Here is a 22970-nt window from a genome sequence, read left to right as displayed (position 1 = left end):
ACTGGTCGTCGGTGGCAGACGGGCAGGTCATGGCTGAGACTTTGTTGCTCGTGGATGCGGTCGCGGGGTTGTTGTTGCGCGGATTGGTGTTCGTGGCTTAGGGGTCTACGCGTTTGATCTGGGGAGTGGCTGTTGGGGTGGTGAAGGTTAGGAGGGTTTGGGCTTCGGATTCTATGGAGGTCCAGGCTTGGGGGGATATGGGGGTGAAGGGGGAGATTTCCAGGACGGCTTGGGTTTTGGTGTTTTTGATTAGTTTCCAGAGGGCTTTGGGGTGGCCGTCGTGGAGGACTGAGCCTTTGGTGAGGACTTCTTGGAGGGTCAGGCGTTGGCGGGTGGGGGTGTCCAGGAAGCGGGTTCGGTCGGCGTGGGATAGGAGGAGGTTGTCGTATTCGGGGAGGAAGCGGGTGGGGGCTTCGGTGTCTTCGTGGGGGATGGCTAGGTGGGGGAGGTCGTAGAGGGTTCGGTTGGTGGTGGCGTCGGTATAGGTGCGGAGGTCGAGGCGGTCGAAGACTTCGGACAGGCGGGTGAGGCCGGACCAGGTTTGGGCGTCGGCTACTGAGGCGGGGCCGTAGGCGGCTAGGTAGCGGAGGATCATCGCCTCGACGGTCGCAGTTGAGTCGTCCGCGTCTGCGGCTGTGTTGGGGAACCAGAGGTTGGCTGTGGTGAGGGTGGGTTGGCCTGATTTGTTCCAGAGGCCTCGGGGTGGGGTTTGGATGGTGGGGAGGAGGCAGCGGATGGCGTGGGCCAGGGCGGCGGGGTCTCGGTCGGGGTAGAGCGGGGCGAGGTGGTCGCGGAGTTGGGCGGCGGTGGCGGGGCTTTCGGTCAGGCGGGCGATGCCGGCGGCCAGGACGGCGTCCATGTCCAGGCCTTCGAGGCGGTGCCGGCCGTAGGTCTGGTTCTGGTAGACCTCGCGTTCCAGGCGTGGCTGGACGAGCGGGCGGAAGGCGAGGAAGTCGCGGCTGGAGACCAGGTGGATGGTTGCTCGCATCATCGATCCGCGGACGGCCTGGCGGGTTTCCAGGAGGGTGGAGAGGTCGGCGGGATCGAAGTTCGTGAGCCGGGTCCAGAGGCCGACGTACGGCGCTTGCGGGGCTTGGGCCTGCATGCCGACGAGGTGTTCGATCGCGTCCAGGGCGTTCGCGTCGTGGCGTTCGAGGAGCCACTGGCGGTCCAGGGTGGCGCGGTTCAGGGCCTGCAGGCTCAGCTTGGTCATGGCGGGGATCCTCTCTGGTCGGCGGATCCAACGGTAGGCAGAGAAGCGGCCAGATTCGGTCCGCTACTGCGCGCTCGTCCTGAAGGCCGGGAACGCAGGGTTTTCCCTTGCACGGTGCGAGTCTGGTGACGATCTGCTTCCCAGCGAGTACTGCGCGGAACTAGGGTTCGACGGACCGTAGTGGTTGCGTTACGCAACCTGGACGTGGGAGGGAAACGGATGAGGACACGCCGTAAGGCGCTGGTGGCCGTCACTGCAGGGCTGGCCACTGTCTCGCTCGGGTTGTCGTTCACCAGCGCCGCGGGGGCAGCGCCGGAAGCAGCGACGGCCAATCCGAACGGGCTGAAGCTGATCAAGACCAAGACGTCGCTGCTCGGCAAGCACTATTGGTACCAGCAGACCTTCAAGGGGCTGCCGGTGGTCAACGGGTACTACGCCAAGCATGTGGCCAAGGACGGCGCGGTGCAGATCGCGGACGGCCGGGACGCCGTACCGGCGAACCTGGATGTCAGTGCGGCGGTTGCGCCGGCGTCCGCCACGCAGACCGCCAACGCCGCGGTCACAGCGCGCGCGAACCGTGCCCGGATCGCCGGGCCGAACAAGAACCTCGTTCCGCAGCCGGGCGCAACCAGCGGCGCCGCGCAACTGGCGGTGATCGGCGGACCGGACGCGCGCCTGGTCTGGAATGTCACGAGCCGCTCGGCCGAGGGCGTCACCCGCTCGCTCGTCGACGCGGACTCCGGCACCGTCGTCGAGTCCAAGGTGATCAGCGACAACGTCGACGGCCGCGGCTCGGTGTTCGACCCGAACCCGGTGGTCAGCGAGCAGAACGAGAAGCTGACCGACCAGAACGACAAGAACCAGGACGCGTTGTTCCTGGCGCAGAAGAACGTGATCCTGCGCAACCTGGACGGATCCGGCAAGCTCAACGGCACCTACGTCAACATTGCCGAGGCCAAGGGCGGCCTGGCCCAGAGCAAGACCAACACCTTCGTCTACCAGCGTGCGAACGACAAGTTCGAGCAGGTGATGGTGTATTACCACATCAACCAGACGCAGGAGTACATCCACCAGCTCGGGTTCACCGAGGTCAACAACGAGTCGCAGGACTTCTCGGTCGACACGTACGCCGGGGACAACTCGTTCTACGACCCGTCGACGGACATGATCACGGTCGGCGAGGGCGGTGTCGACGACGCCGAGGATGCCGAGGTGATCTGGCACGAGTACGGGCACGCGATCCAGGACGACGTGGTGCCCAACTTCGGCGAGTCGGAGGAGGCCGGCGCGATCGGCGAGGGCTTCGGCGACTACTGGGCCGTGACGATGTCGGTTCCGGTCAGCAAGGGGTTCGAGCTGCCGTGCGTGATGGACTGGGACGCCACGTCGTACACGACGGACGAGCCGCACTGCCTGCGCCGGACGGACACCGGCAAGACCATCGACGACAAGACCGGTGAGGTTCACGACGACGGCGAGATCTGGTCGAACGCGCTGTGGGACATCCACCAGGCGCTCGGCCGGACGAAGGCGAACAAGCTGATCCTCGAGTCGACGTTCTTCTACGACCCGGACACGTCGTTCGCCGCCGCGGCCCAGGACACCGTCCAGGCTGCCCGGCTGCTCTACGGAAAGCCGACGGCCGCCCAGGTCACGAAGGCCTTCCAGGACCGCAAGATCCTCCCGTAAACAACACCAGGTCGTGCGCCCCCAGTTACTGTGGGCGCATGACCTGGCGTACGGCGGATATTCCTGACCTGACCGGACGACTGGCGCTCGTGACGGGGGCCACCAGTGGACTCGGGTACGAGACCGCGCTCGAACTGCTGAGACATGGCGCAGACGTGCTGGTCGCGGCGCGGAATCCAGAGAAGGCTGCGCAGGCGGCGGAAACGCTGACGCAGAAGGCCGGACGGGCGCCGACGGTCCTCGAGCTGGACCTGGCCGATCTCGCCAGTGTCCAGCGGGCGGCTGAAGAGGTCGTCAAGTTGTACGACAGGCTGGATCTGCTGATCAACAACGCCGGCGTGATGGCGCCGCCGTACCGGCAGACGCTTGACGGGTTCGAGTTGCAGCTCGGCACCAATCATCTCGGTCACTTCGCGCTGACCGGACGGCTGCTTCCGTTGCTGGTGAAGGGCGGCCGGGTTGTCACGGTCAGCTCGTTCATGCACAAGACCGTGCGCGGCATCAGCGAGGACGACCTGCGCCGGCCGGCGGGCAGCTACCGGAAGTGGGAGTCGTACGGGAAGTCGAAGCTCGCCAACTTGCTCTTCATGCTGGAGCTCGACCGTCGCGCCCGCGCCGCCGGGGCCGATCTGCTGAGCGTGGGGTCGCATCCCGGGTACGCGGCAACCCACTTGCAGGCAGCCGGTCCCGAGCTCGCCGGGCGCGCCCGGCAGGCGCAGTTGTGGGGCGCCGCGACGCGCTTGGTCGCACAGTCCGCGGCGGCCGGTGCCTGGCCGAGTCTGTACGCCGCGACGTACCCGGATCTGCGTCCTGGATCGTTCGTCGGCCCGAGCTTCTTCGAGTACCGCGGTACGCCGAAGGTCGTCCTGCCGACCCGCACCGCTCAGGACCCCGAGCTCGCAGAGCGTCTCTGGGCGTGGTCGGTGGAGGCGACCGGCGTCGATCCAGCACTCACCGTGCCGAGGTAGTGACATAGCGGCAACTTTCTGGTTACCCTCCGGTAATTCCAGTTGCCGGAGGTTCTCCAGTGCGCAAGTTCGCTGCCGCCCTTGCAGTAGCCCTGACCCTGATCGCCACGACCTTGATCGCGAAGGGTCCGCATGCGGACGCGAGTCAGGCCGCGCCAGGTTTCAGTACGTCGTACCAGCGCATCCCGGGCGCCGACGGGATCGAGATCGGTGCCGTCGTACTGACGCCGACCGGCCAGGGCGACGGGCCGTTCCCGCTCGTGGTGATGCCGTCGAGCTGGGGTGTGCCGAACGTCGAGTACGTCGGTCAGGGCGCGAAGTTGGCCACCGCCGGGTTCCAGGTGATCTCGTACTCGAGCCGCGGCTTCTGGGATACCGGCGGCGGCATCGACATCGCCGGTCCGCCGACCGTCGCCGATGTCAGCAAGGTGATCGACTTTGCCGACGAGCACACGCCCGCGGATGCCAGCCGGGTCGCCGCGGTGGGGATCTCGTACGGCGCCGGTACGTCGCTGCTCGCTGCGGCGAAGGACCCGCGGATCAAGGCGGTCGGCGCGATGAGCGGCTGGGCGGATCTGATCCGGTCGCTGAATCCGAACGACACGGTCGCGCTCCAGGCCGTCGCCGGTCTGCTTGCCCTGGGCAACGTCACCGGACGGCCCGGGCCGGAGATGGCGTCCCTGCAGACGAAATTCGTCACCGGGGACTTCGACGGTGCGATCGCGGAGGCGAAGCAGTTGTCGCCGGTCCGCTCGGCCGCGACGATGGTAGACCAAATCAATGCGCGGAAACCGGCGGTCTTCCTCGCGAACGCGTTCGAGGATTCCATCTTTCCGCCGGCGCAGTACACGGACTTCTTCACCGCGCTGACCGGTCCGAAGCGGCTGCTACTGGCGCACGGTGATCACGCCACGCCGGAGACGAGCGGCGCGATTGGTCTACCAAATGAGACGTGGGACGAGTTGGCCGGCTGGTTGCGGCACTACCTCACCGGCGCGGACAACGGCGCCGACACGGAAGCGCCGGTGCAGCTGAAGTCGCAGCGCGGCGTGTGGCGTGGGTATGCCAACTGGGCAGCGGTCGGCCAGGAGCGTACGTCGTACCTGACGAAGGCCGGTGCGCTGCAGGGGAACGAGTCGACCGGGTGGAGCCGGGCGATCGGGGCCGGTATACCAACCGTCGCCGACAGCGGGGTCGCGCTCGTATCGGGCGCTCTGCAAGGGCTTCTGTCGATCCCGACCGGGGTCGCGACGCCGCTGGTGGACAGGACGTTCGCGGGCGTCTGGTCCGGCCCGGCGTTCGATCGAGCGACCGTGGTCAACGGGTCGCCGAAGATGCATCTCACCGTGAAGCCGTCGGCGGCGAGTACGTCGCTGTTCGCCTACCTGTACGACGTCGACGCGCTCGGCGTCGGCTCGTTGATCTCCCACAAGCCGTACACGTTGCGCGGGGCGACGCCGGGCAAGGCGGTCCCGCTCGACATCCGGTTGGAGGCGACGAGCTGGGAGGTGCCGGCCGGGCATCACCTCGTGCTCGTGGTGGACACGGTCGATCCGCGGTACCTCGGGCGGAGCGTGATCGGGTCGACGGTGACGTTCAGTTCCCCGGCGGGCGATCCGTCGTGGGTCAGCGTTCCGGTGGCCGCGTGAACCTCAGCCGCCGGGGATTCCTCGGCTTCACCGCTGCCCTCGTCCCGATCCACCAGGCCGCAACCCGCGAGGCCCCGGACCACGAAGGCCCCGCGGGAACCGGAGGCCGGGGAGCACGCCGCGAGGCCGGCGGGACGTTGTACCTCGGGACGTACGGCGACGGCATCGGCATCGCGACGTACGACGCCGGCGGCAAGATCACCAAGACCGGAACGATCGACGGTATACCAGACCCGTCCTTCGTGATCCGGGACGGCAACTTCTTGTACGCCGTGAACGAGCAGGACATCGGTGCGGTGACGGCGATCGACATCTCCACTACACCGAAGGTCCTGAATCGCCAACCCAACAAGGGATCCGGTCCGTGCCACCTGGCCAAGGTGGGCGACCATCTGCTCAGTGCGAACTACGGATCCGGCGACCTCGCGGTCCATCCGATCGCGGCGGATGGGAGCCTTGGGCAACAGACTGACCTGGTCAAGCACGAGGGCACCGCACCGCACGCGCACCAGGTGGTGCAGGCCGGCGAGTATGTGCTGGCCGTCGACCTCGGCACCGACTCGATCTACACCTACACGCTCGCCGCCGGGAAGCTCACGCTCCAGCATCAGGCGAAGGTCAAGACCGGCGCCGGGCCGCGACATTTGGTATTCCATCCGTCGGGCATGTACGCGTACGTCGCCGACGAGCTCGACAGCACGGTGACGATCTGCGGCTACAACAACGGCGTACTCACGGTGCTCGACACGGTCCCGACCGGCGCGGGGGAGAACTACCCGGGCGAGGTGGTGATCTCAGCCGACGGCCTCTTCGTCTACGTGACCAACCGAGGCCACAACAGCGTCTCCATCTTCCGCACCAACGAGGCGGGTCTCGAGCTAGTAGGTACGCCGAGCTGTGGAGGGAACTGGCCGCGGCATGCCGCGTTCGACCCGACCGGTCGCCTGCTGTTCGTCGCCAACCAGAAGTCGAACAACGTCGTGACGTTTTCGGTAGACCAAACCGCCGGCACGCTGACGCAGACCGGCGACTTCAGCACGCCGACCCCGGTCTGCGTCAATGTTTGATCATGCGCGAGCTCTTGCGCTTTTGTGGTGAGAGCGTTGTCATGGGATCGCCTTTCTCCGCCCCGAAAGGACGACGCCCATGCTCAGAGTCCTCACCGCAGCAGTCCTCGTGGCCTCGGCCGTCATGGTCCCGACAGCTCAGGCAACACCCGACTGGCACGTCGGTACACCGCCCCTCACCACCCCGTGGACACACGACGTCTCGCCCACGAACGCACTGCCTGAGTACCCACGCCCGCAGCTGACCCGCCCGGAATGGCGCAATCTCAACGGCCTCTGGGAGTGGGCGCCCGCCGCAATTGACGAGCAGCCCCCGTTCGGACGCACGCTCAACGAGAAGGTGCTCGTCCCGTACCCGATCGAGTCCGCCCTCTCCGGTCTGCAGAAGCACGAGGACCGCATGTGGTACCGCCGTACCTTCCAGATCCCCGACAACTGGAAGGGTCAGCGGCTCGTGCTGCACTTCGGCGCGGTCGACTACGACGCGAAGGTCTGGGTGAACGGGCATCAGGTCGCCACGCACCGCGGCGGGTACGACGGCTTCGACGTCGACGTCACCAGCGCCCTGCAGGCGAAGGGCCCGCAGGAGCTGATCGTCTGGGCCGAGGACCTCACCGACGAGACATACCAGCCGATCGGGAAGCAGCGCGAGGTCGGCGACCACGGCATCTTCTACCAGGGCAGCTCCGGCATCTGGCGAACCGTCTGGATGGAGCCGGTGAACGTCGCCTCGATCAGCCGCCTCCAGGTCACACCGGACCTCCCGAACCAGACCCTCAAGGTCACGGCAGACACCTCCGGACTGGCGAACCTCGACGTCGAAGTCACGGCGTACGACGGACGCCGGCAAGTGGGCCAGGTGAAAGGCAAGGCGGACACCGAGCTTCGGCTGAAGATCCCGAACCCGAAGACCTGGTCGCCCGCCAACCCGTTCCTCTACGACCTCAAGGTCAAGCTGCTCGACCGCGGCAAAATGGTAGACCAAATCGGTTCGTACGCCGGGATGCGCTCGGTCGGCCTACAGAAAGGGGCCGACGGCAAGCTTCGGATGGCGCTGAACGGGAAGATCCTGTTCAACCTGTCCACCCTCGACCAGGGCTTCTGGCCGGACGGACTGAACACCGCGCCGACCGACGCGGCGCTCCGCTTCGACCTCGAGCAGCACAAGCGGCTCGGTTTCAACACCGTCCGCAAACACATCAAGGTCGAACCGGACCGCTGGTACTACTGGGCCGACAAACTCGGCCTGATGGTCTGGCAGGACATGCCGGCGTCGAAGACCGACGCGATGCCCGAGCCGTGGCGCACGCAGTTCAAGTCCGAGCTGCACGAGATGGTCGAGGAGCACAAGAGCTTCACCTCGATCACCGTCTGGGTGCCGTTCAACGAGGGCTGGGGCGAGTGGGACCGGACCGAGACCGGCGCGATCGCAGACTCGGTCAAGGCGCAGGACCCGTCCCGCCTGGTCAACGCCCACAGCGGCGTGAACTGCTGCAACTCCCACGGCGACTCTGGCCGCGGCGACCTCCTCGACTATCACGCGTACCTCGGCCCGGCGACCACCGCGCCGACGAGCGACCGCGCGGCGGTCGACGGTGAGCACGGCGGGTTCGGCCTGAAGGTGCCTGACCACATGTGGTTCGGCGACGGGTCGGCGTACGAGATGGAGCCGGACTCGGCGACTCTCACCCGCAGGTACGTCGAGAACCAGACCGATGTGCTGAGATCCGCCCAGCAGTGCGGGATCAGCGGCTCGGTCTACACCCAGATCACCGACGTCGAAGGGGAGCTGAACGGCTTCTTCACCTACGACCGCCGGGTGCCGAAGATGGACTTCGCCCAAGTGCGGACGATCAACAAACAGATTGTCGACAATGCGAACGGAACCGGCACCGGCACCCCGGATCCCGGTCCGGGCACACCAGGCGTCGACGGCATCCACTTCTACCCGCTGGACGGATCCGGAGAAGATGCCGTCGGCAACAACGACGCGACGCTGCAAGGCGGCGCGGTCTACGGACCGGGCAAGAACGGCCAAGGTCTCGCGCTGAACGGATCCGGCCAGTACGCCGACACCGGCGCGGCCCTGCTCGACACCAGCAAGAACTACACCGCCAGCGCCTGGGTGAAGCTGAACAAGGCGGACGGCTCGTTCCAGACGTTCGTCAGCCAGGACGGCGATCGCGACAGTGCGTTCTTCCTGCAGTACTCCGGCCAGGACCAGCGGTTCGCGATGAGCTTCCCGGGGATCCGCGCGCTGTCGCCGACGAAGCCGAACCCGGGGCAGTGGTACCACGTCACCGGCGTACGCGACGTGGTGAAGGGTGAACTGAGGCTGTACGTCGACGGTCAGCTCGTCGCCGCCAAGTCCGCCTGCACGCTGGATTCCAGCTCGACCGGCAACACCTTGATCGGCCGGGCGAAGTTCGGCGGCAACCAGGTCGACTTCCTGGACGGGACGATCGACCAGGTACATCTGTACGACCGAGCCTTGACCGACGCGGAGGTGCGGTCCCTGTACGAATCCGGCCGGTAAAAGTTCGAGATGCGCAGAAGCCGCCGAGCCCTGATCCTGGTAGGTAACCGACCAGCGGAGGTGAGTGCGATGGCCGCACCCAGCCAGGTGCTCGCACCCCGCACCACGGCCCGGTTCCGGCCGCCACGGTTCGGCCTCGGCGGCTCACATCTAGGCGGCCAAGACCCAGGAGACGAGACCGCAGCCGAGACAGCAGTCGCGACGGTCGACGCGGCGTACCAGGCCGGCATCAGGTTCTTCGACACGTCCCCGGCGTACGGCGAATCCGAGCGACGACTCGGTACGGCGCTGCAGCGGAGGCCACGCGGTGAGTTCCTGGTGTCGACGAAGGTGGTCGGCGCCGACGCCGAGGACTCGGTCAGGGCGAGCAGCGAGCGACTCGGTCTCGCCGTCGATCTGGTGTTCGCGCAGGACGACGCGACGTACCCGGTGCTCGATCGGCTGCGGCGCGACGGCGTGGTCAAAGCACTCGGGGCAGTGTCGGACGATTGGCGCGAGCTCGATCGGCTGGTGCGGGACGTCGACCTGGACTGCGTGCTGCTCACCGCGCAGTACGAGCTGCTCGACCAGTCGGCCAGGCCGCTGCTGGATCGTTGCCTCGCGCGCGGAGTGTCCGCGGTCGTGTCCGGCGTACTCACCCCACAGGTGCTGCACATGGAGACCGTCCAGGCACGCAGGCTGTCGGCGGTCTGCGAGCGGTATGGCGTCTCGCTGCCGCAGGCCGCACTCGCCTTCCCCAGCAGGCATTCCGCGGTCACGTCGGTGCTGATCGCGGCGTCGTCACCCGCGGAGATCCGGGCCGACGCAGCGCTCGTCCGGCAGCCGGTGCCGGAGCGGCTCTGGAAGGATCCGGAGTTGCTGCGCTTGCTATCCTGAGGGCAGGAGTTCGTGTTCCTGCGGGCTCCCCGGACGAGCGGCGCCGTACCCGGTCTGAGAAGACGACGCCTTGCCCCTCGGGGAGGGGGTCGTCCCATGCATGCGATCGATGTCGTCGAAATCGTTGGCGCGCTCACCATTCTGGTGGCGTTCGCGGCTGCCCAGGCCGGCAGGCTGCAGCAGCGCACGATCACGTACCAGCTCCTGAACCTGCTCGGATCGGGGGTGCTGGCAACGATCGCGGCCGTGCAGCTGTCCTGGGGCTTCCTGCTGCTGGAGGGCAGCTGGGCCGTCATCAGCCTGCTCGGCCTGCTGAATCTGGTGAGGCGCGAGGACGCGAACTAGAACTTGTCGCCCGGGTTCGTCGCCGTACCGGGCGAACCCGTCGGCGCCACCGTCGGGATGCCGCTGCTCGGCGTGGCCGTCGTCGGGCTGCCGGTCGTCGGCGAGGCGGACCCACTACCGGTCCCGGGCGGCGGTGTGGTCGGCGTGACCGTGACCGTCGTGGTTCCGCTCGGCGTCGGGATGACGGGCTCCGGCTCCAGCGGCGCGGCGTGCCGGAAGAGCAGCCACGCGAGGAACACCGCGAGCGCCATGATCACGGCCATCGTCAGCAGCGCGAACGCCAGCGCCCACCGCGACGCCGGGCGCAGCGCGTTCGGCCACGGCAGCGGCCAGATCCGGAACAGGCCGGGGCGCCGACGGTTCTCCCAGTAGTGCCGGAAGTCCGGCCCGAGGAGCTTTCCGGCCTGCGGGATCCGGTCCATCAACACCGCGGACAGGATCTCTTCGCCCCGGCGCTCCGCGATCAGCCGTTCGTCGGACGCCGCGCTGGACCCGTCGTCGGTCCGGATCGGCCCGACCGCGACCCAGAGCGCGAGATCGTCGTCGTCGGAGTCGTTGTGCGCGAGTACGGCGTCCTCGGGCAGCTCGTCGACGGCGTTCACGAACCGCTCGCGGGCGGCGGCGTCGTCGGCCGAACCCTCGGTCATCATCGCGACGATCGCGTCCCGGCCGTCCTCGGAGCTGGCCGTGTACAGGTAACCGGCCGCGTTGGCGCCGAGGCGGCCGCGGAGCCAGAACTCGCCGACCCGCGGCGGGTCCTCCGGCTGCAACGGGAGGGCGTCCGGAATCTCCAGCGCAGGCCGGTCCTCCGGCTGCACCTTCGGCTGGGATTCGGTCGCAGTCATCACCCCAATCCCACCACATCCCCGGTAGCACTGTCGCCGCCGCTCCTCCCGAGCCGACTTCGGGCACCAGATCCGTACGGCGGCGCGGCCGACGTACGGATGTCGTGCACGAAGTGCGGATTTGGGCCGGCGGGGGAGGATGGGACGGGGCGTAGCGGCGCTGGCCCCGGTGATCTGATGGAATGGGCTGGCGTTGCGAGCGGTGGAGACAGTGGGGAATGACATGGTCCGCGTGCGGGCCCCGGAAGGACAGGCATGACCGAAACCACGGTGCCGGCAGGAACGGTGACCCAGCAGTCCCGGCTGATCGGCGAGGCCCTTGGCGAGGTCAAGCGGGTGATCGTCGGCCAGGAGCACATGGTCGAGACCCTGATGGTGTCGTTGCTGGCCAAGGGTCACTGTCTGCTCGAGGGTGTTCCGGGCGTTGCCAAGACGCTCGCCGTCCGGACCTTCGCCAGTGTGGTCGGCGGCACGTTCGCCCGCATCCAGTTCACCCCTGACCTGGTCCCGTCCGACATCGTCGGCACCCGGATCTACCGGCAGACCCGGGAGACCTTCGACATCGAGCTCGGCCCGACGTTCGTGAACTTCGTGCTGGCCGACGAGGTGAACCGTGCGCCGGCCAAGGTGCAGTCCGCGATGCTGGAGCTGATGGCCGAGCGGCAGGTGTCGATCGGCGGCCAGACGTTCCCGATGCCGAAGCCGTTCATCGTGATCGCGACCCAGAACCCGATCGAGTCCGAGGGTGTGTACCCGCTGCCCGAGGCGCAGCGGGACCGGTTCCTGGTGAAGATCGACGTACCGCATCCGCGCGGTCACGAGGAGTTCGAGATCCTCCGCCGGATGAGCGTCGACCCGCCGGAGCCGCGGCCGGTGCTGAAGCCGGAGACGATCCTCGAGCTGCAGCGGACCGCGGAGCAGGTCTTCGTCCACAACCTGGTCGCGGAGTACGCCGTCCGCCTGGTGATGGCGACCCGGACCCCGACCGACTTCCACCTGCCCGACCTGGAGCCGATCATCGAGCTCGGCGTCAGCCCGCGCGCGACCCTCGGCCTGATCGCGGCCGGCCGGGCGCTGGCGCTGATCCACGGCCGGGACTACCTGCTGCCGAGCGACGTCCAGACCGTCGCACTGGACGTGATGGGGCACCGGCTCGGCCTGACCTTCGACGCGGTCGCGGACAACATCGACCCGCGCGCCGTGATCGAGCGGATCCTGGCCACCGTCCCGCCGCCGCAGCCGGTCTGGCGCGACGGCACCGACAGCAGCGGCCGCCCGGAGTTCGTGTAGTGCCCAACCGACCAGACCCGCGGGTTGCGATGACGATCTCGCAGCTCGCTCCCGAGCGTGCGTTGCGGCGGCTGGAGCTGACCGTCGTACGGCGGCTCGAGGGGTACCTGCACGGGGAGCACCTCGGCCTGCTCCCGGGGCCCGGCACCGAGCTCGCCGAGGCGCGGGAGTACCAGGTCGGCGACGACGTACGGCGGATGGACTGGGCGGTCACCGCGCGCACCACGGTTCCGCACGTCCGCGACCTGATCGCGGACCGTGAGTTGGAGACCTGGGCGCTGGTCGACCTGTCCGGCTCGATGGACTTCGGTACGTCGACACTCGAGAAGCGGGAGCTCGCGGTCGCGGCCGTGGCCACGGTCGGGTTCCTGACCCACCGGCTCGGCGACCGCTTCGGCGGGCTGATGCTGCGCGACTCGGCGCTGCGCCGCTGGCCGGCGCGGTCCGGGCGCCTCGCGCTCTACGGCCTGCTGCGCGCGCTGCTGGCCGAGCAGTTCAACGGCGACGAGGAGGCGCACCGCAGCGACCTGGCCGCGGCGCTCGAGTCGATGGCACGGACGCAGCGTAAGCGTGGACTGCGCGTGGTCGTCTCCGACTTCCTCACCCCGCACGACGGCGAAGTGGCCAGCCAGGTCGAGCCGTCCTGGGAGCGCGCGATGCGCAAGCTGACCGCGCAGCACCAGGTGCTGGCGGTGGAGATCGTCGACCCGCGCGAGCTGGAGCTGCCGAACATCGGTGTCGTCACGATCGGTGACCCGGAGACCGGCGAGGTGCGCGAGATCGACACCCGGCGGCGCAAGGTCCGGGAGGCTTTCGGCACGGCGGCGCTCGCGCAGCGGGAACGAACGCGGGCCGCCCTGCGTAGGGTAGGTGCGGGGCACCTGGTGCTGCGGACCGACCGCGACTGGGTCGCCGACACCGTGCGGTTCGTGCTCGCCTACCGGCATGTCGCGTCCCGCCTGCACCAACCGCCGAAGGGAGTGGCTCGCTGATGGAGTTCCTGTCTCCGGCCAGATTGTGGTTCCTGCTGCTCATCCCGCTGATCATCGCGGGATACATCTTTCTCCAGCACCGTCGCTCGCAGTACGCGCTGCGCTTCACCAACATCGCGCTGCTGGACCGGGTCGCGCCGCGGCGGCCGCAGTGGCGGCGGCACCTGGCCGTCGGGCTGGCGCTGCTGGCCGCGATGACCTGCGTGGTGGCGTTCGCGCAGCCGAAGGACAAGGTGAAGGTGCCGCGCGAGCGGGCCACGATCGTGGTGGCGGTCGACGTCTCGCTGTCGATGATGGCCACCGACATCGACCCGAACCGGCTCGAGGCCGCGAAGAAGTCGGCGAAGAACTTCGTCAACCAGCTGCCCAGCAAGTTCAACGTGGCGCTGGTGAACTTCGCCGGTACGGCGTCGATCATCGTGCCGCCGACCACCGATCGGGCGACCGTGCTGCGCTCGATCGACGGGCTCGAGCTGGCCGAGTCGACCGCGACCGGTGAAGGCATCTTCACCTCGCTGCAGGCGCTCACCCAGGTCCCGCCGGACCCCGAGCACCCGACCGAGCCGGCCCCGGCGCGGATCGTGCTGCTGTCCGACGGGAAGCGCACCGTCGGCCGGACCGCCCAGGAGGGCGCGCAGGCGGCGAAGGCGAAGAGCACCCCGGTGTACACGATCTGCTTCGGCACCGACTCCGGCTTCATCGAGATGGACGGCATCCGGCAGCGGGTCCCACCGGACCGCGCCGAGCTGCGGTCGGTCGCCGAGATCAGCGGCGGCAAGGCGTACACCGCGGAGTCGGCCGGTGAGCTCGAGGACGTCTACAAGGACATCGGTTCCTCCGTCGGGTACGACGAGGTCGACAAGGAGATCACCGCCCGGTACGCCGGGATCGCGATGCTCTTCACCCTCGCCGCCGCCGGCGCCTGCATCGCCCTCGCCACGCGCTTCCCGTAGGAAGCGCAGGTGGCCGATCGCTCTAGACGCCAGGTGACGCTCGACGAAGTCGCCGAGCGTGCCGGTGTATCCCGGTCGGCGGCGTCGCGCGTCATCAACAACGCCCCGCACGTCAGCAAAGCGAAGCGGGCCGCCGTACTGCGGGCAGTCGCCGACCTGGGCTACGTGCCCAACGCGACGGCGCGGGCGCTCGCGACGCAGCAGGCCGGCGCGGTGGTCCTCGCGATCTCCAGTGACAGCCCGCAGGTCTTCGCGGACCCGTTCTTCGCCGAGGTCGTGGTCGGCATCTCGGCGGTGCTCGAGGAGACCGAGCTGGAGCTGATGTTGCTGCTGGCAACGTCGTCGCGGGGACAGACCCGGCTCGAGCAGCTGCTCCGGACGCGGCAGGCCGCCGGCGTGATGCTGATGTCGATGCACGGCGACGACCCGCTTGCGAGGCTCGCCGAGAAGTCCGACGTACCGGTGGTGTTCGGCGGGTGCCCGATCGGCTTCGAACCGCGGTACTACGTCGACGCGGACAACCGCGGCGGCGCACGGCTTGCGACCGAACACCTGATCGCGAACGGACGGACCCGGATCGCCACGATCACCGGCCGGATGGACGAGGGCGCCGGCAGCGCGCGGTACAAGGGCTTCCAGGAGGCTCTGGCCGTCGCCGGACTCGACGCCGCCCGAGTCGCCCACGCCGACTTCTCCGAGGACGGCGGCTGTACGGCGATGCGCGAGCTGCTCAGCAAGCACGCCGACCTGGACGCCGTGTTCGTCGCGTCCGACCAGATGGCCGTCGGCGCGCTGCAGGTGGTGAAGGAGGCTGGGCGCTCGATTCCGGGCGACGTGGCGATCGTGGGTTTCAACGACATCGCCGGCGCTCGCCACATCGATCCGCCGCTGACGACCGTGGCTCAGCCGATCCAGTCCCTCGGCCGGGAGATGGCGCGGATGCTGCTGGCACTGATCTCCGGGGAGACGCCGACACCACTTATTCTCCCGACCCGGCTGGTTCGCCGCGGGTCCAGCTGAGATCGCGACACGACGGTGATGTAGTTGACACGGCGAGGTTGCTGGTGTCGTAGGGGTCTGTGGTGCAAGATGTACCAGAGTTCCGAGGGGCGTCTTGTGATGCCTTGAGGGATCAGTACCGCCAGGACCGACAGACAAGTGATCGAGAACGCTGGGGAAGGCGCCCCTCGAGCACAGGAGGTCCCGGTGGCGACGACTCGTGGCGTTCTGTACGTCCACACGGTGCCGTCAGCGTTGTGCCCTCATGTCGAGTGGGCCGCGGGCGGCATCCTAGGCGTGCCCGTGAAACTGGACTGGACACCGCAGCCGGCGGCCCAGGGCCAGTACCGGGCCGAACTGTCGTGGCAGGCTGAGGCCGGGACCGCGGCGAAGCTGGCGTCTGCCTTGCGCGGATGGCAAAAGCTCCGGTTCGAGGTGACCGAGGAGCCGAGCAACGGCGTCGAAGGCGAGCGGTACTCCTTCACCCCGGCGCTCGGGGTCTTCCACGCGACCACCGGCGTCCACGGCGACATCATGGTGCCCGAGGAGCGGTTGAAGGCGGCCATGCTGAAGGCGGCGAGCGGTGAGGCCGACCTGACCGAGGAGGTCGAGCGGTTGCTCGGCCGCCCGTGGGACGACGAGCTCGAGCCCTTCCGGTACGCCGGTGACGGCGCCCCGGTGCGCTGGCTCCACCAGGTCGTCTAAGGACTTGCTGAGAACTTCAGAAGAAACCTGTGAACCAGGGGATTTCGCCGAACTTTTCGGTGAGACTGGGCATCAGACGTTCTACAAGGGTGGGAGGGGCCGTGGCCGCTGGGCCACCGGGTGTCGGGACACCCCCGGTGGTTGTTAACCACAGCGGCCGCACCACGTGAAGGGCACGGATCTTCGGATCCGTGCCCTTCAAGCCGATTCAGGGGTTTCTACAGCGGGATGTTGCCGTGGTTGCCGCGGATCGGGCCGCCGGCCTCGGCCTTGGCGAGGGCGGTCGCGAGGGCGGTGCGCGTGCGGGTCGGTTCGACGACCTCGTCGACAACGCCGATCTCGATGGCCCGGTCGATGCCGCCGGCAATCTTCTCGTGCTCCGCGGCCAGTTCGGCCTCGACCTGGGGCCGGAGCTCCGGATCCACGTCGGCGAGCTTGCGGCGATGCAGAACCCGGATGGCCGCCACCGCGCCCATCACGGCGACCTCGGCGCGCGGCCACGCGAAGACGCGGGTGGCGCCCAGCGAGCGCGCGTTCATCGCGATGTACGCCCCGCCGTACGTCTTCCGCGTCACGAGCGTCACCCGCGGTACGACGGCCTCCGCGAACGCATGCAGCAGCTTCGCGCCCCGTCGTACGACACCGTCCCACTCCTGACCGACACCGGGCAGATACCCCGGTACGTCGACCAGGACGACGAGCGGTACGCCGAACGCGTCGCACATCCGGACGAACCGGGACGCCTTCTCCGCGGACAGCGCGTCCAGGCAACCACCGAGCCGAAGCGGGTTGTTCGCGATCACGCCGATCGTCCGGCCGCCGAGGCGACCGAGCGTGGTGACGATGTTCGGCGCCCACCGCTGGTGCAGTTCGACCGAGGAGTCCTCGTCGAGCACCCCGCCGACCAGCGGGTGGACGTCGTACGCGCGCTTCGCCGACTCGGGCAGGAACCCGGACAGATCGGTGTCCGGGATCGCGGTCGACATCGTGCCCTGGTTGGCGAGCAGATCGGTCAGCCGGCGCGCGTGCTCCAGCGCTGCCGCCTCGCTGTCGGTGGTGATGTGGACGACGCCGGAGCGCCGCCCGTGCGGCTCGGGGCCGCCGAGGCGAAGCATGTCGACGTCCTCACCGGTGACCGAGCGGACCACGTCCGGGCCGGTCACGAAGATCCGGCCCTCCGGACCGAGGATGACGACATCGGTCAGCGCCGGACCGTACGCCGCTCCGCCCGCCGCCGGGCCGAGGACGACGGAGATCTGCGGGATCTTCCCGGAGGCCTGCGTCATCGCGTAGAAGATCTTGCCGACGGCGTGCAGGCTGAGCACGCCCTCGGCCAGCCGCGCGCCGCCGGAGTGCCACAGGCCGATGATCGGCACCTGCTCCTCGCGGGCGACCTCGTACGCCTTGACCACCACCTCGCAGCCGATGTCGCCCATCGCGCCGCCCATCACGGTGGCGTCGGAGCAGAACGCCACGACCTTCGCCCCGGCAATCCGCCCGCGGGCCGCGATCATCCCCGACAGATCGTCGGGGGTGATCAGCTCCAGACTGCCCGGGTCGAGCAGATCCGTGAGCCGGCTGACCGGATTACGCGGGTCCAGCTCACGGGGCAGCTTGGCGGGTTTTGCCGGGGCGACGGTCATGGTGCCTCCAGGGACTACAGCGTTTTGAAGGCGATGGCGGCGTTGTGGCCGCCGAAGCCGAAGGAGTTGTTCAGTGCCGCGATGTCCCCGTCGGGCAGTTTGCGCTGCTCGGTCGCGACGTCCAGGTCGATCTCGTCGTCGAGCTTGTCCACGTTGATGGTCGGCGGCGAGACCCGGTTCTTCAGGGCGAGCACGGTGGCGACCGACTCGACCGCGCCGGCGCCGCCGAGCAGGTGACCGATCATCGACTTCGGCGCGGTGGCGACCGCGTGGTCGGCCTCCTTGCCGAGCGCCTGCCGGATCGCGAGCGACTCGGCGATGTCACCCTGCGGCGTCGAGGTGGCGTGCGCGTTGATGTGGAAGATGTCGGCCGGGGTCAGGTCGCCCTCGGACAGCGCCCGCTCCATCGCCCGCCGCGCACCGGAACCGGTCGGGTCGGGCTGCGCGATGTCGTGGCCGTCGGCGGAGATCCCCGCACCGGCCAGCTCGGCGTAGATCTTCGCGCCGCGCGCCTTCGCGTGCTCGTACGACTCCAGGATCAGGATCCCGGCGCCCTCACCGAGCAGGAAGCCGTCGCGGTCCACGTCCCACGGACGCGAGGCCCGCTCCGGGTCGTCGTTGCGCTTGCTGAGCGCCTGCATCATCCCGAACGCGGCCAGCGGCAGCGCCATGATCGCGCCCTCGGCGCCGCCGGCGACCACCACGTCCGCGCGGCCGAGCCGGATCTGGTCGAGTCCCAGCCAGATCGCCTCGTTGCCGGACGCACACGCCGAGACCGGGGTGTGGACGCCGGCCTTCGCGCCGAGCTCCAGGCTGACGTAGGCCGCCGACGAGTTCGGCATCAGCATCGGGATCGCCAGCGGCGACACCCTGCGAGGGTTCTGCTGCAGGGCGTCGTAGTTCGACAGGGTGGTGTGCAGGCCGCCGATCCCGGAGGCGACCGCTACGCCAAGCCGCTCCTTGTCGAGCCCGGAGTCCTCCAGGCCGGAGTCGGCCCAGGCCTCGCGGGCGGCGACGACGGCGAGTTGCGCCGTACGGTCGAGACGGCGGGCCTTGACGCGCTCGATGACCTCGGTCGGCTCGACCGCGACCGGTGCGGCGATCTGCACCGCCAGGTTCTGCACCCACTCGTCGGTCAGCCGCCGTGCGCCGGAGCGACCGGCCAGCAACCCTTCCCAGGTGCTGGTCACATCGCCGCCGAGCGGAGTCGTGGCTCCGAGTCCGGTGATGACGACTCGGGTCTTCGACATGGTTACCTCATCCTTCACATGAGCGTTCTGCGGTTGGGAGCGAGGGGTGTGTACTGCGTGATGCTCATCGGACCGCGATCACGGCCCGATGAGCATCCGGGCCAGCACGGTGACGGCGTACGTCAGCCGTTCTGGGCGCGCTCGATGAACGCGACCGCGTCGCCGACGGTCTTCAGGTTCTTGACCTCGTCGTCGGGGATCTTCACGTCGAACTTCTCCTCGGCGGCCACCACGACCTCCACCATGGAGAGCGAGTCGACGTCGAGGTCGTCGGTGAAGGACTTGTCCAGCTGGACGTCCTCGACCGGGATGCCGGCGATCTCGTTCACGATCTCGGCGAGGCTGGAACGGATCTCTTCGGTGCTGGCCATGTTCTCTGGTTCCCTTTCGGATTTCTTCTGGCTTGTCACAGCCGGGTGCGGCCACCTGAGCCGCCCCGGACAACTATGGACTACGGCAGGCGGATGACCTGGGCGGCGTACACGAGCCCGGCCCCGAAGCCGATGATGAGGGCGAGGTCGCCGCTCTTGGCTTCGCCGGCCTCGCGCATCGCGGTGATCGCGAGCGGGATCGACGCGGCCGAGGTGTTGCCCTGGCGCTCGATGTCCCGGGCGACCTTCACGTGCTCGGGCAGCTTCAGCGTGCGGCGCATCGCGTCGGTGATCCGCATGTTCGCCTGGTGCGGGACGAACAGGTCGAGCTGCTCCGCCTTCACACCGGCCACGTCCAGCGCCCGCTGCGCGGCCTTGGCCATCTCGAACGACGCCCAGCGGAACACCGGGTTGCCGTCCATCGTCAGGTGCGGCCAGTTGTGGTTGCCGTGCACCTCCACCCAGGATTCCTTCTGGCTGATCACCTGGTGCTGTGTGCCGTCGGAGCCCCACACCACTGGGCCGATGCCCGGTTCGTCGGTCGGTCCTACGATCGCGGCGCCGGCGCCGTCGGCGAAGATGAACGCCGTCCCGCGGTCGGTCCGGTCGGTGATGTCGCTGAGTCGCTCGACCCCGATCGCCAGCACGTACTTCGCGCTGCCGCCGCGGACCAGGTCGTTGGCCATCGCGACGCCGTAGCAGAAGCCCGCGCAAGCCGCGGAGATGTCGAACGCGGCAGCCGTCGGGGCGCCCACCTCGACCGCGATCCGGGTCGCGATTGCCGGCGTCTGGTACAGGTGCGTGACGGTCGCGACGATCACGCAGCCGATCTCGGACGGGTCGATACCGGAGTCGGCGAGCGCTTCCTTGGCCGCGTTCACCGACATCATCAGGACGGTCTCGTCCTCGCTGGCCCAGCGCCGTTCCTTGATCCCGGAGCGGGTCTGGATCCATTCGTCGCTGGAGTCGATCTGCTCGAGGATCTCGGCGTTCGGCACCGCGCGGCGCGGACGGTACGACCCGATCCCGAGAATCCCGGCGTACTGCGAGCCTGTCGATGCGGTGATCATGCGTTACTCCCAGCGGGGTGGAGGCGGACCAGGGGCTGGCCGGGGGCGACCGGGTCGCCTTCCTCGACGAGCCACTCGACGACGATGCCGCCGTGCGGCGCGGTCACGTCGACCTCGTCCCGCAGGCTCGCCACCTTCGCGACGACCTCACCGGCCTCGACGGTCGCACCGGACTCCCGGAGTACGTCGACCTTGCGGGTGAAGGTGCCCTTGATCGGGGCCACCAGCAGGCGCCAGGTGGGGGAGGCGTCGATCTCGGACGGACTTCCGTGCTTGTCGACGAACGCGCGGGCGTCGTCGAGCTGGTCCGGGGTCTTCAGCGCGAACGTCTCGACACCCTTGAGGGCGCGCCGCGCGATCCCGGTCAGGGTGCCCGCGGGCGGCAGTTCCAGGATGCCGGTCACCTCGAGGTCGGCCATGGTCTGCATGCACAGGTCCCAGCGGACCGGTGCGTTCACCTGGTTGACGAGCCGCCGCAGGACGTCCCGGCCGTCGTGGACGACGTGGCCGTCGCGGTTCGAGATCAGTCGGCTGCGCGGGTCGTGGGTACTGATCGCGGTCGCGTACTTCGCCAGCGTCTGGACGGCCGGCTCCATGTGCCGGGTGTGGAACGCACCGGCGACCGACAGCGGGATCAGCCGGGCCTTGGCGGGCGGATCGGCGGCCAGCGCGGCCAGTTCCTCAACGGTGCCTGCGGCAACGATCTGACCGGGGCCGTTGTCGTTGGCCGGCGTCAGGCCGTGCTCGGCGAGCTTGGCGAGGATCTCCTCGCGGTCGCCGCCCAGGATCGCGGTCATCGAGGTCGGCGTCAGCGCGGCGGCGGCGGCCATCGCCTTGCCGCGCTCGCGGACCAGGACCATCGCCTGCTCGGCGGTCAGGACACCGGTCCCGGCCGCGGCAGCGAGCTCACCGACGCTGTGACCGGCGACCGCGCCGACCTTCGCGAAGGCGTCGGCCGGGTGCGGGAAGACCGCCAGCGCGGCCAGCATGCTGGAGGCGACCAGCAGCGGCTGCGCGATCGCGGTGTCCCGGATCGTGTCGGCGTCGGCTTCGGTGCCGTAGTGGGCGAGGTCGAGACCGGCGACCGCGGAGAGCCAGTTCAGCCGGCTCTCGAACACGGGATCCGTCAGCCACGGCTCGAGGAATCCTGGGGTCTGGGCACCCTGACCGGGTGCGACGATGACGAGCACGTGTCCACTCTCCCTCAGTCGGGCCGGTCGTGAGCGGAAAGGCGAGCACGAATTCTCCCGGGCCGGTTTGTGGAGATCCTACAAAACGGTGCTTCCAGGCTCGGGATTGAGCAGGCGACCCAAGGTCAGTGCGACACGCAACGTGAAACTGTCGCGGGGATTCAGTGGGTTGTACCCGGTGATGTCCGCCACACGCTTCAGCCGGTACCGGACGGTATTGGCGTGGATGAACATCGCCCGGGCCGTCGCCTCGATCGATCCGCCGGAGTCCAGGTACGCCGAGACCGTGTCGAGGAGCACGCCATCGCCCACGGTGAGCGGGCCGTAGACCTCGTTCGCGAGTTGCCGGCGGGCGTGGCCGTCTCCGGAGAGTGACCGTTCCGGGAGCAGTTCGTCGGCCGGCACCGGCCGTGGGGCGCCCGGCCAGGCCACGGCGGCGCGGAGCCCGGCGACGGCGGCTCGTGCCGAGGTCACGGCCGACATCAGGTCCTTCACGACCGGTCCCACCACGATCGGACCGGGTCCAAACCAGGGCGCGAGTTTTTGTACGATCTCCACAGGTTTGCTCGTACCGCCGAGTACGACCACCAGACGGTCGCCCTGGATCGCGCACAGAGCGTCAGCACCCGCCTCGCGAGCCGCGTGCCGGACCAGGTCCGCGACGTTCGAGCCGGCGTTGTGTGCTTCGGCAGGTTCGGCGGCGGGAGCCCGGCCGACCACCACGGCGACCTCGGCGGCTCCCGTCGTACCGGCGGCACCGGTCCAGCCGAGGGCTGAGGCGCGGGAGCGGACCGACTCGTCGGCCTCGCCGCGGATGACGGAGTCGACGAGGAGGGCCTCCAGGCGGGCGTCCCAGGCGCCGCGCATCTCGGCGGCCTGCGCGTAGACGGTGGCGGCGGCGAACGCGACCTCGCGGGCGTACCGCTGAATGGCCTCGTGGACGATCGGCACGTCGTCGGGCGGCAGCAGGGTGCCGATGGTGTTCTCGATGGTCTCGATCGTGGTCCGCACCAGGTCGACGGTCTGGTGCAGCGAGATCACCCGGGTGAACTCGCGCGGCGCGGAGCCGAAGATCCGGGTCGGCATCGACGAGTGCGCCTCGGGGTCGCGGAACCACTCGACGAACGCCGAGATCCCGGACTGCGCGACGAGGCCGATCCATGACCGATCCTGCGCGGACAACTTCCCGAACCACGGAAGCTTCTCTTCCATCGCCGCCATCGCGGCGGTGGCGAGCGCGCCGGTCGCTGCCTGCAACCGCTCCGCCCGCGCAAGATGCGCACCCTTCGCCACGGACCGACCATAGACCCCGGCTGCCA

The 22970-nt window shown here is 68.8% G+C and carries 20 protein-coding genes and 1 riboswitch; of the genes, 12 read left to right on the top strand and 8 right to left on the bottom strand.

Annotated features, from left to right (window positions below):
- Positions 1–97: 97 nt before the first annotated feature.
- A complete protein-coding gene (locus EV649_RS03935) occupies positions 98–1213 on the bottom strand; it encodes a winged helix DNA-binding domain-containing protein (RefSeq protein WP_130380581.1) in 1116 nt (371 codons plus the stop codon).
- 219 nt (positions 1214–1432) lie between these two features.
- Between EV649_RS03935 and EV649_RS03930 the strand changes: the two genes are divergently transcribed.
- The 7 genes from EV649_RS03930 to EV649_RS03900 all read left to right on the top strand — a co-directional run bounded on the left by EV649_RS03930 (position 1433) and on the right by EV649_RS03900 (position 10343).
- The gene (locus EV649_RS03930; protein ID WP_130380579.1) at positions 1433–2902 is read left to right on the top strand and encodes a M36 family metallopeptidase; all 1470 of its coding nucleotides are present in this window, start codon (positions 1433–1435) and stop codon (positions 2900–2902) included.
- A gap of 38 nt (positions 2903–2940) precedes the next feature.
- Complete coding sequence (locus EV649_RS03925) at positions 2941–3870, top strand: oxidoreductase (protein WP_130380577.1); 930 nt, start codon at positions 2941–2943, stop codon at positions 3868–3870.
- A 59-nt stretch (positions 3871–3929) separates the two neighbouring features.
- Positions 3930–5519, top strand: a complete 1590-nt coding sequence (locus EV649_RS03920) for a CocE/NonD family hydrolase (RefSeq protein ID WP_130380575.1) — start codon at positions 3930–3932, stop codon at positions 5517–5519.
- Positions 5516–6586, top strand: a complete 1071-nt coding sequence (locus tag EV649_RS03915; RefSeq protein WP_241997694.1) for a lactonase family protein — start codon at positions 5516–5518, stop codon at positions 6584–6586. The genes EV649_RS03920 and EV649_RS03915 overlap by 4 nt, the downstream gene beginning before the upstream one ends.
- A gap of 79 nt (positions 6587–6665) precedes the next feature.
- A complete protein-coding gene (locus tag EV649_RS03910) occupies positions 6666–9122 on the top strand; it encodes a LamG-like jellyroll fold domain-containing protein (protein ID WP_130380573.1) in 2457 nt (818 codons plus the stop codon).
- A gap of 69 nt (positions 9123–9191) precedes the next feature.
- Positions 9192–9998, top strand: coding sequence for an aldo/keto reductase (locus tag EV649_RS03905; RefSeq protein ID WP_157996163.1), 807 nt, complete (start codon positions 9192–9194; stop codon positions 9996–9998).
- 3 nt (positions 9999–10001) lie between these two features.
- A riboswitch (guanidine-III (ykkC-III) riboswitch) is annotated at positions 10002–10070 on the top strand.
- Positions 10071–10094: 24 nt separating this feature from the next.
- On the top strand, positions 10095–10343 hold the full coding sequence (locus EV649_RS03900) for a hypothetical protein (RefSeq protein ID WP_130380569.1): 249 nt from the start codon (positions 10095–10097) through the stop codon (positions 10341–10343).
- On the opposite strand, the gene EV649_RS03895 is transcribed toward EV649_RS03900, so the two are convergent.
- Positions 10340–11188 carry a hypothetical protein gene (locus tag EV649_RS03895; protein ID WP_130380567.1) on the bottom strand — a complete coding sequence of 283 codons (849 nt, stop codon included), beginning with the start codon at positions 11186–11188 and terminating at the stop codon, positions 10340–10342. The genes EV649_RS03900 and EV649_RS03895 overlap by 4 nt on opposite strands.
- 255 nt (positions 11189–11443) lie before the next feature.
- On the opposite strand from EV649_RS03895, the gene EV649_RS03890 reads away from it, so the two are divergent.
- From EV649_RS03890 to EV649_RS03870, 5 genes are all read left to right on the top strand, one after another.
- A complete protein-coding gene (locus EV649_RS03890; RefSeq protein ID WP_130380565.1) occupies positions 11444–12478 on the top strand; it encodes a MoxR family ATPase in 1035 nt (344 codons plus the stop codon).
- Positions 12479–12507: 29 nt separating this feature from the next.
- Positions 12508–13470 (top strand): DUF58 domain-containing protein, encoded by a 963-nt coding sequence (locus tag EV649_RS03885; RefSeq protein WP_130380563.1) that lies wholly within the window; start codon positions 12508–12510, stop codon positions 13468–13470.
- A complete protein-coding gene (locus EV649_RS03880) occupies positions 13470–14423 on the top strand; it encodes a VWA domain-containing protein (RefSeq protein ID WP_130380561.1) in 954 nt (317 codons plus the stop codon). Before EV649_RS03885 ends, EV649_RS03880 begins: the two co-directional genes overlap by 1 nt.
- 9 nt (positions 14424–14432) lie before the next feature.
- Positions 14433–15443 (top strand): LacI family DNA-binding transcriptional regulator, encoded by a 1011-nt coding sequence (locus EV649_RS03875; protein WP_130380559.1) that lies wholly within the window; start codon positions 14433–14435, stop codon positions 15441–15443.
- A gap of 186 nt (positions 15444–15629) precedes the next feature.
- Positions 15630–16127, top strand: coding sequence for a DUF3145 domain-containing protein (locus EV649_RS03870; RefSeq protein ID WP_130380557.1), 498 nt, complete (start codon positions 15630–15632; stop codon positions 16125–16127).
- A gap of 218 nt (positions 16128–16345) precedes the next feature.
- Here the strand turns inward: EV649_RS03870 and EV649_RS03865 are convergent, their stop codons facing one another.
- The 6 genes from EV649_RS03865 to EV649_RS03840 all read right to left on the bottom strand — a co-directional run bounded on the left by EV649_RS03865 (position 16346) and on the right by EV649_RS03840 (position 22944).
- Positions 16346–17770, bottom strand: coding sequence for a carboxyl transferase domain-containing protein (locus EV649_RS03865; protein WP_130380555.1), 1425 nt, complete (start codon positions 17768–17770; stop codon positions 16346–16348).
- A 14-nt stretch (positions 17771–17784) separates the two neighbouring features.
- Positions 17785–19020 (bottom strand): beta-ketoacyl-ACP synthase II, encoded by a 1236-nt coding sequence (gene fabF / locus EV649_RS03860; RefSeq protein ID WP_130380553.1) that lies wholly within the window; start codon positions 19018–19020, stop codon positions 17785–17787.
- A 122-nt stretch (positions 19021–19142) separates the two neighbouring features.
- Complete coding sequence (locus EV649_RS03855; RefSeq protein WP_130380551.1) at positions 19143–19391, bottom strand: acyl carrier protein; 249 nt, start codon at positions 19389–19391, stop codon at positions 19143–19145.
- A gap of 80 nt (positions 19392–19471) precedes the next feature.
- On the bottom strand, positions 19472–20461 hold the full coding sequence (locus EV649_RS03850) for a beta-ketoacyl-ACP synthase III (RefSeq protein WP_130380549.1): 990 nt from the start codon (positions 20459–20461) through the stop codon (positions 19472–19474).
- Positions 20458–21651, bottom strand: a complete 1194-nt coding sequence (locus tag EV649_RS03845; protein WP_130380547.1) for an acyltransferase domain-containing protein — start codon at positions 21649–21651, stop codon at positions 20458–20460. The genes EV649_RS03850 and EV649_RS03845 overlap by 4 nt, the downstream gene beginning before the upstream one ends.
- A gap of 78 nt (positions 21652–21729) precedes the next feature.
- The gene (locus EV649_RS03840) at positions 21730–22944 is read right to left on the bottom strand and encodes a helix-turn-helix domain-containing protein (protein WP_241997693.1); all 1215 of its coding nucleotides are present in this window, start codon (positions 22942–22944) and stop codon (positions 21730–21732) included.
- Positions 22945–22970 lie beyond the last annotated feature (26 nt).

The sequence above is a fragment of the Kribbella sp. VKM Ac-2569 genome, assembly GCF_004216905.1.
In the GTDB taxonomy this organism is placed as follows: Bacteria; Actinomycetota; Actinomycetes; order Propionibacteriales; family Kribbellaceae; genus Kribbella.
This window is presented reverse-complemented; position numbering and strand designations above follow the sequence as displayed.

Bases quoted from the DNA above. Each gene is read 5' to 3' on its own strand.
- EV649_RS03935 (WP_130380581.1), bottom strand. From the start codon at position 1,213: ATGACCAAGCTGAGCCTGCAGGCCCTGAACCGCGCCACCCTGGACCGC.
- EV649_RS03930 (WP_130380579.1), top strand. From the start codon at position 1,433: ATGAGGACACGCCGTAAGGCGCTGGTGGCCGTCACTGCAGGGCTGGCC.
- EV649_RS03925 (WP_130380577.1), top strand. From the start codon at position 2,941: ATGACCTGGCGTACGGCGGATATTCCTGACCTGACCGGACGACTGGCG.
- EV649_RS03910 (WP_130380573.1), top strand. From the start codon at position 6,666: ATGCTCAGAGTCCTCACCGCAGCAGTCCTCGTGGCCTCGGCCGTCATG.
- EV649_RS03905 (WP_157996163.1), top strand. From the start codon at position 9,192: ATGGCCGCACCCAGCCAGGTGCTCGCACCCCGCACCACGGCCCGGTTC.
- EV649_RS03900 (WP_130380569.1), top strand. From the start codon at position 10,095: ATGCATGCGATCGATGTCGTCGAAATCGTTGGCGCGCTCACCATTCTG.
- EV649_RS03895 (WP_130380567.1), bottom strand. From the start codon at position 11,188: ATGACTGCGACCGAATCCCAGCCGAAGGTGCAGCCGGAGGACCGGCCT.
- EV649_RS03890 (WP_130380565.1), top strand. From the start codon at position 11,444: ATGACCGAAACCACGGTGCCGGCAGGAACGGTGACCCAGCAGTCCCGG.
- EV649_RS03885 (WP_130380563.1), top strand. From the start codon at position 12,508: ATGACGATCTCGCAGCTCGCTCCCGAGCGTGCGTTGCGGCGGCTGGAG.
- EV649_RS03880 (WP_130380561.1), top strand. From the start codon at position 13,470: ATGGAGTTCCTGTCTCCGGCCAGATTGTGGTTCCTGCTGCTCATCCCG.
- EV649_RS03865 (WP_130380555.1), bottom strand. From the start codon at position 17,770: ATGACCGTCGCCCCGGCAAAACCCGCCAAGCTGCCCCGTGAGCTGGAC.
- fabF (WP_130380553.1), bottom strand. From the start codon at position 19,020: ATGTCGAAGACCCGAGTCGTCATCACCGGACTCGGAGCCACGACTCCG.
- EV649_RS03855 (WP_130380551.1), bottom strand. From the start codon at position 19,391: ATGGCCAGCACCGAAGAGATCCGTTCCAGCCTCGCCGAGATCGTGAAC.
- EV649_RS03850 (WP_130380549.1), bottom strand. From the start codon at position 20,461: ATGATCACCGCATCGACAGGCTCGCAGTACGCCGGGATTCTCGGGATC.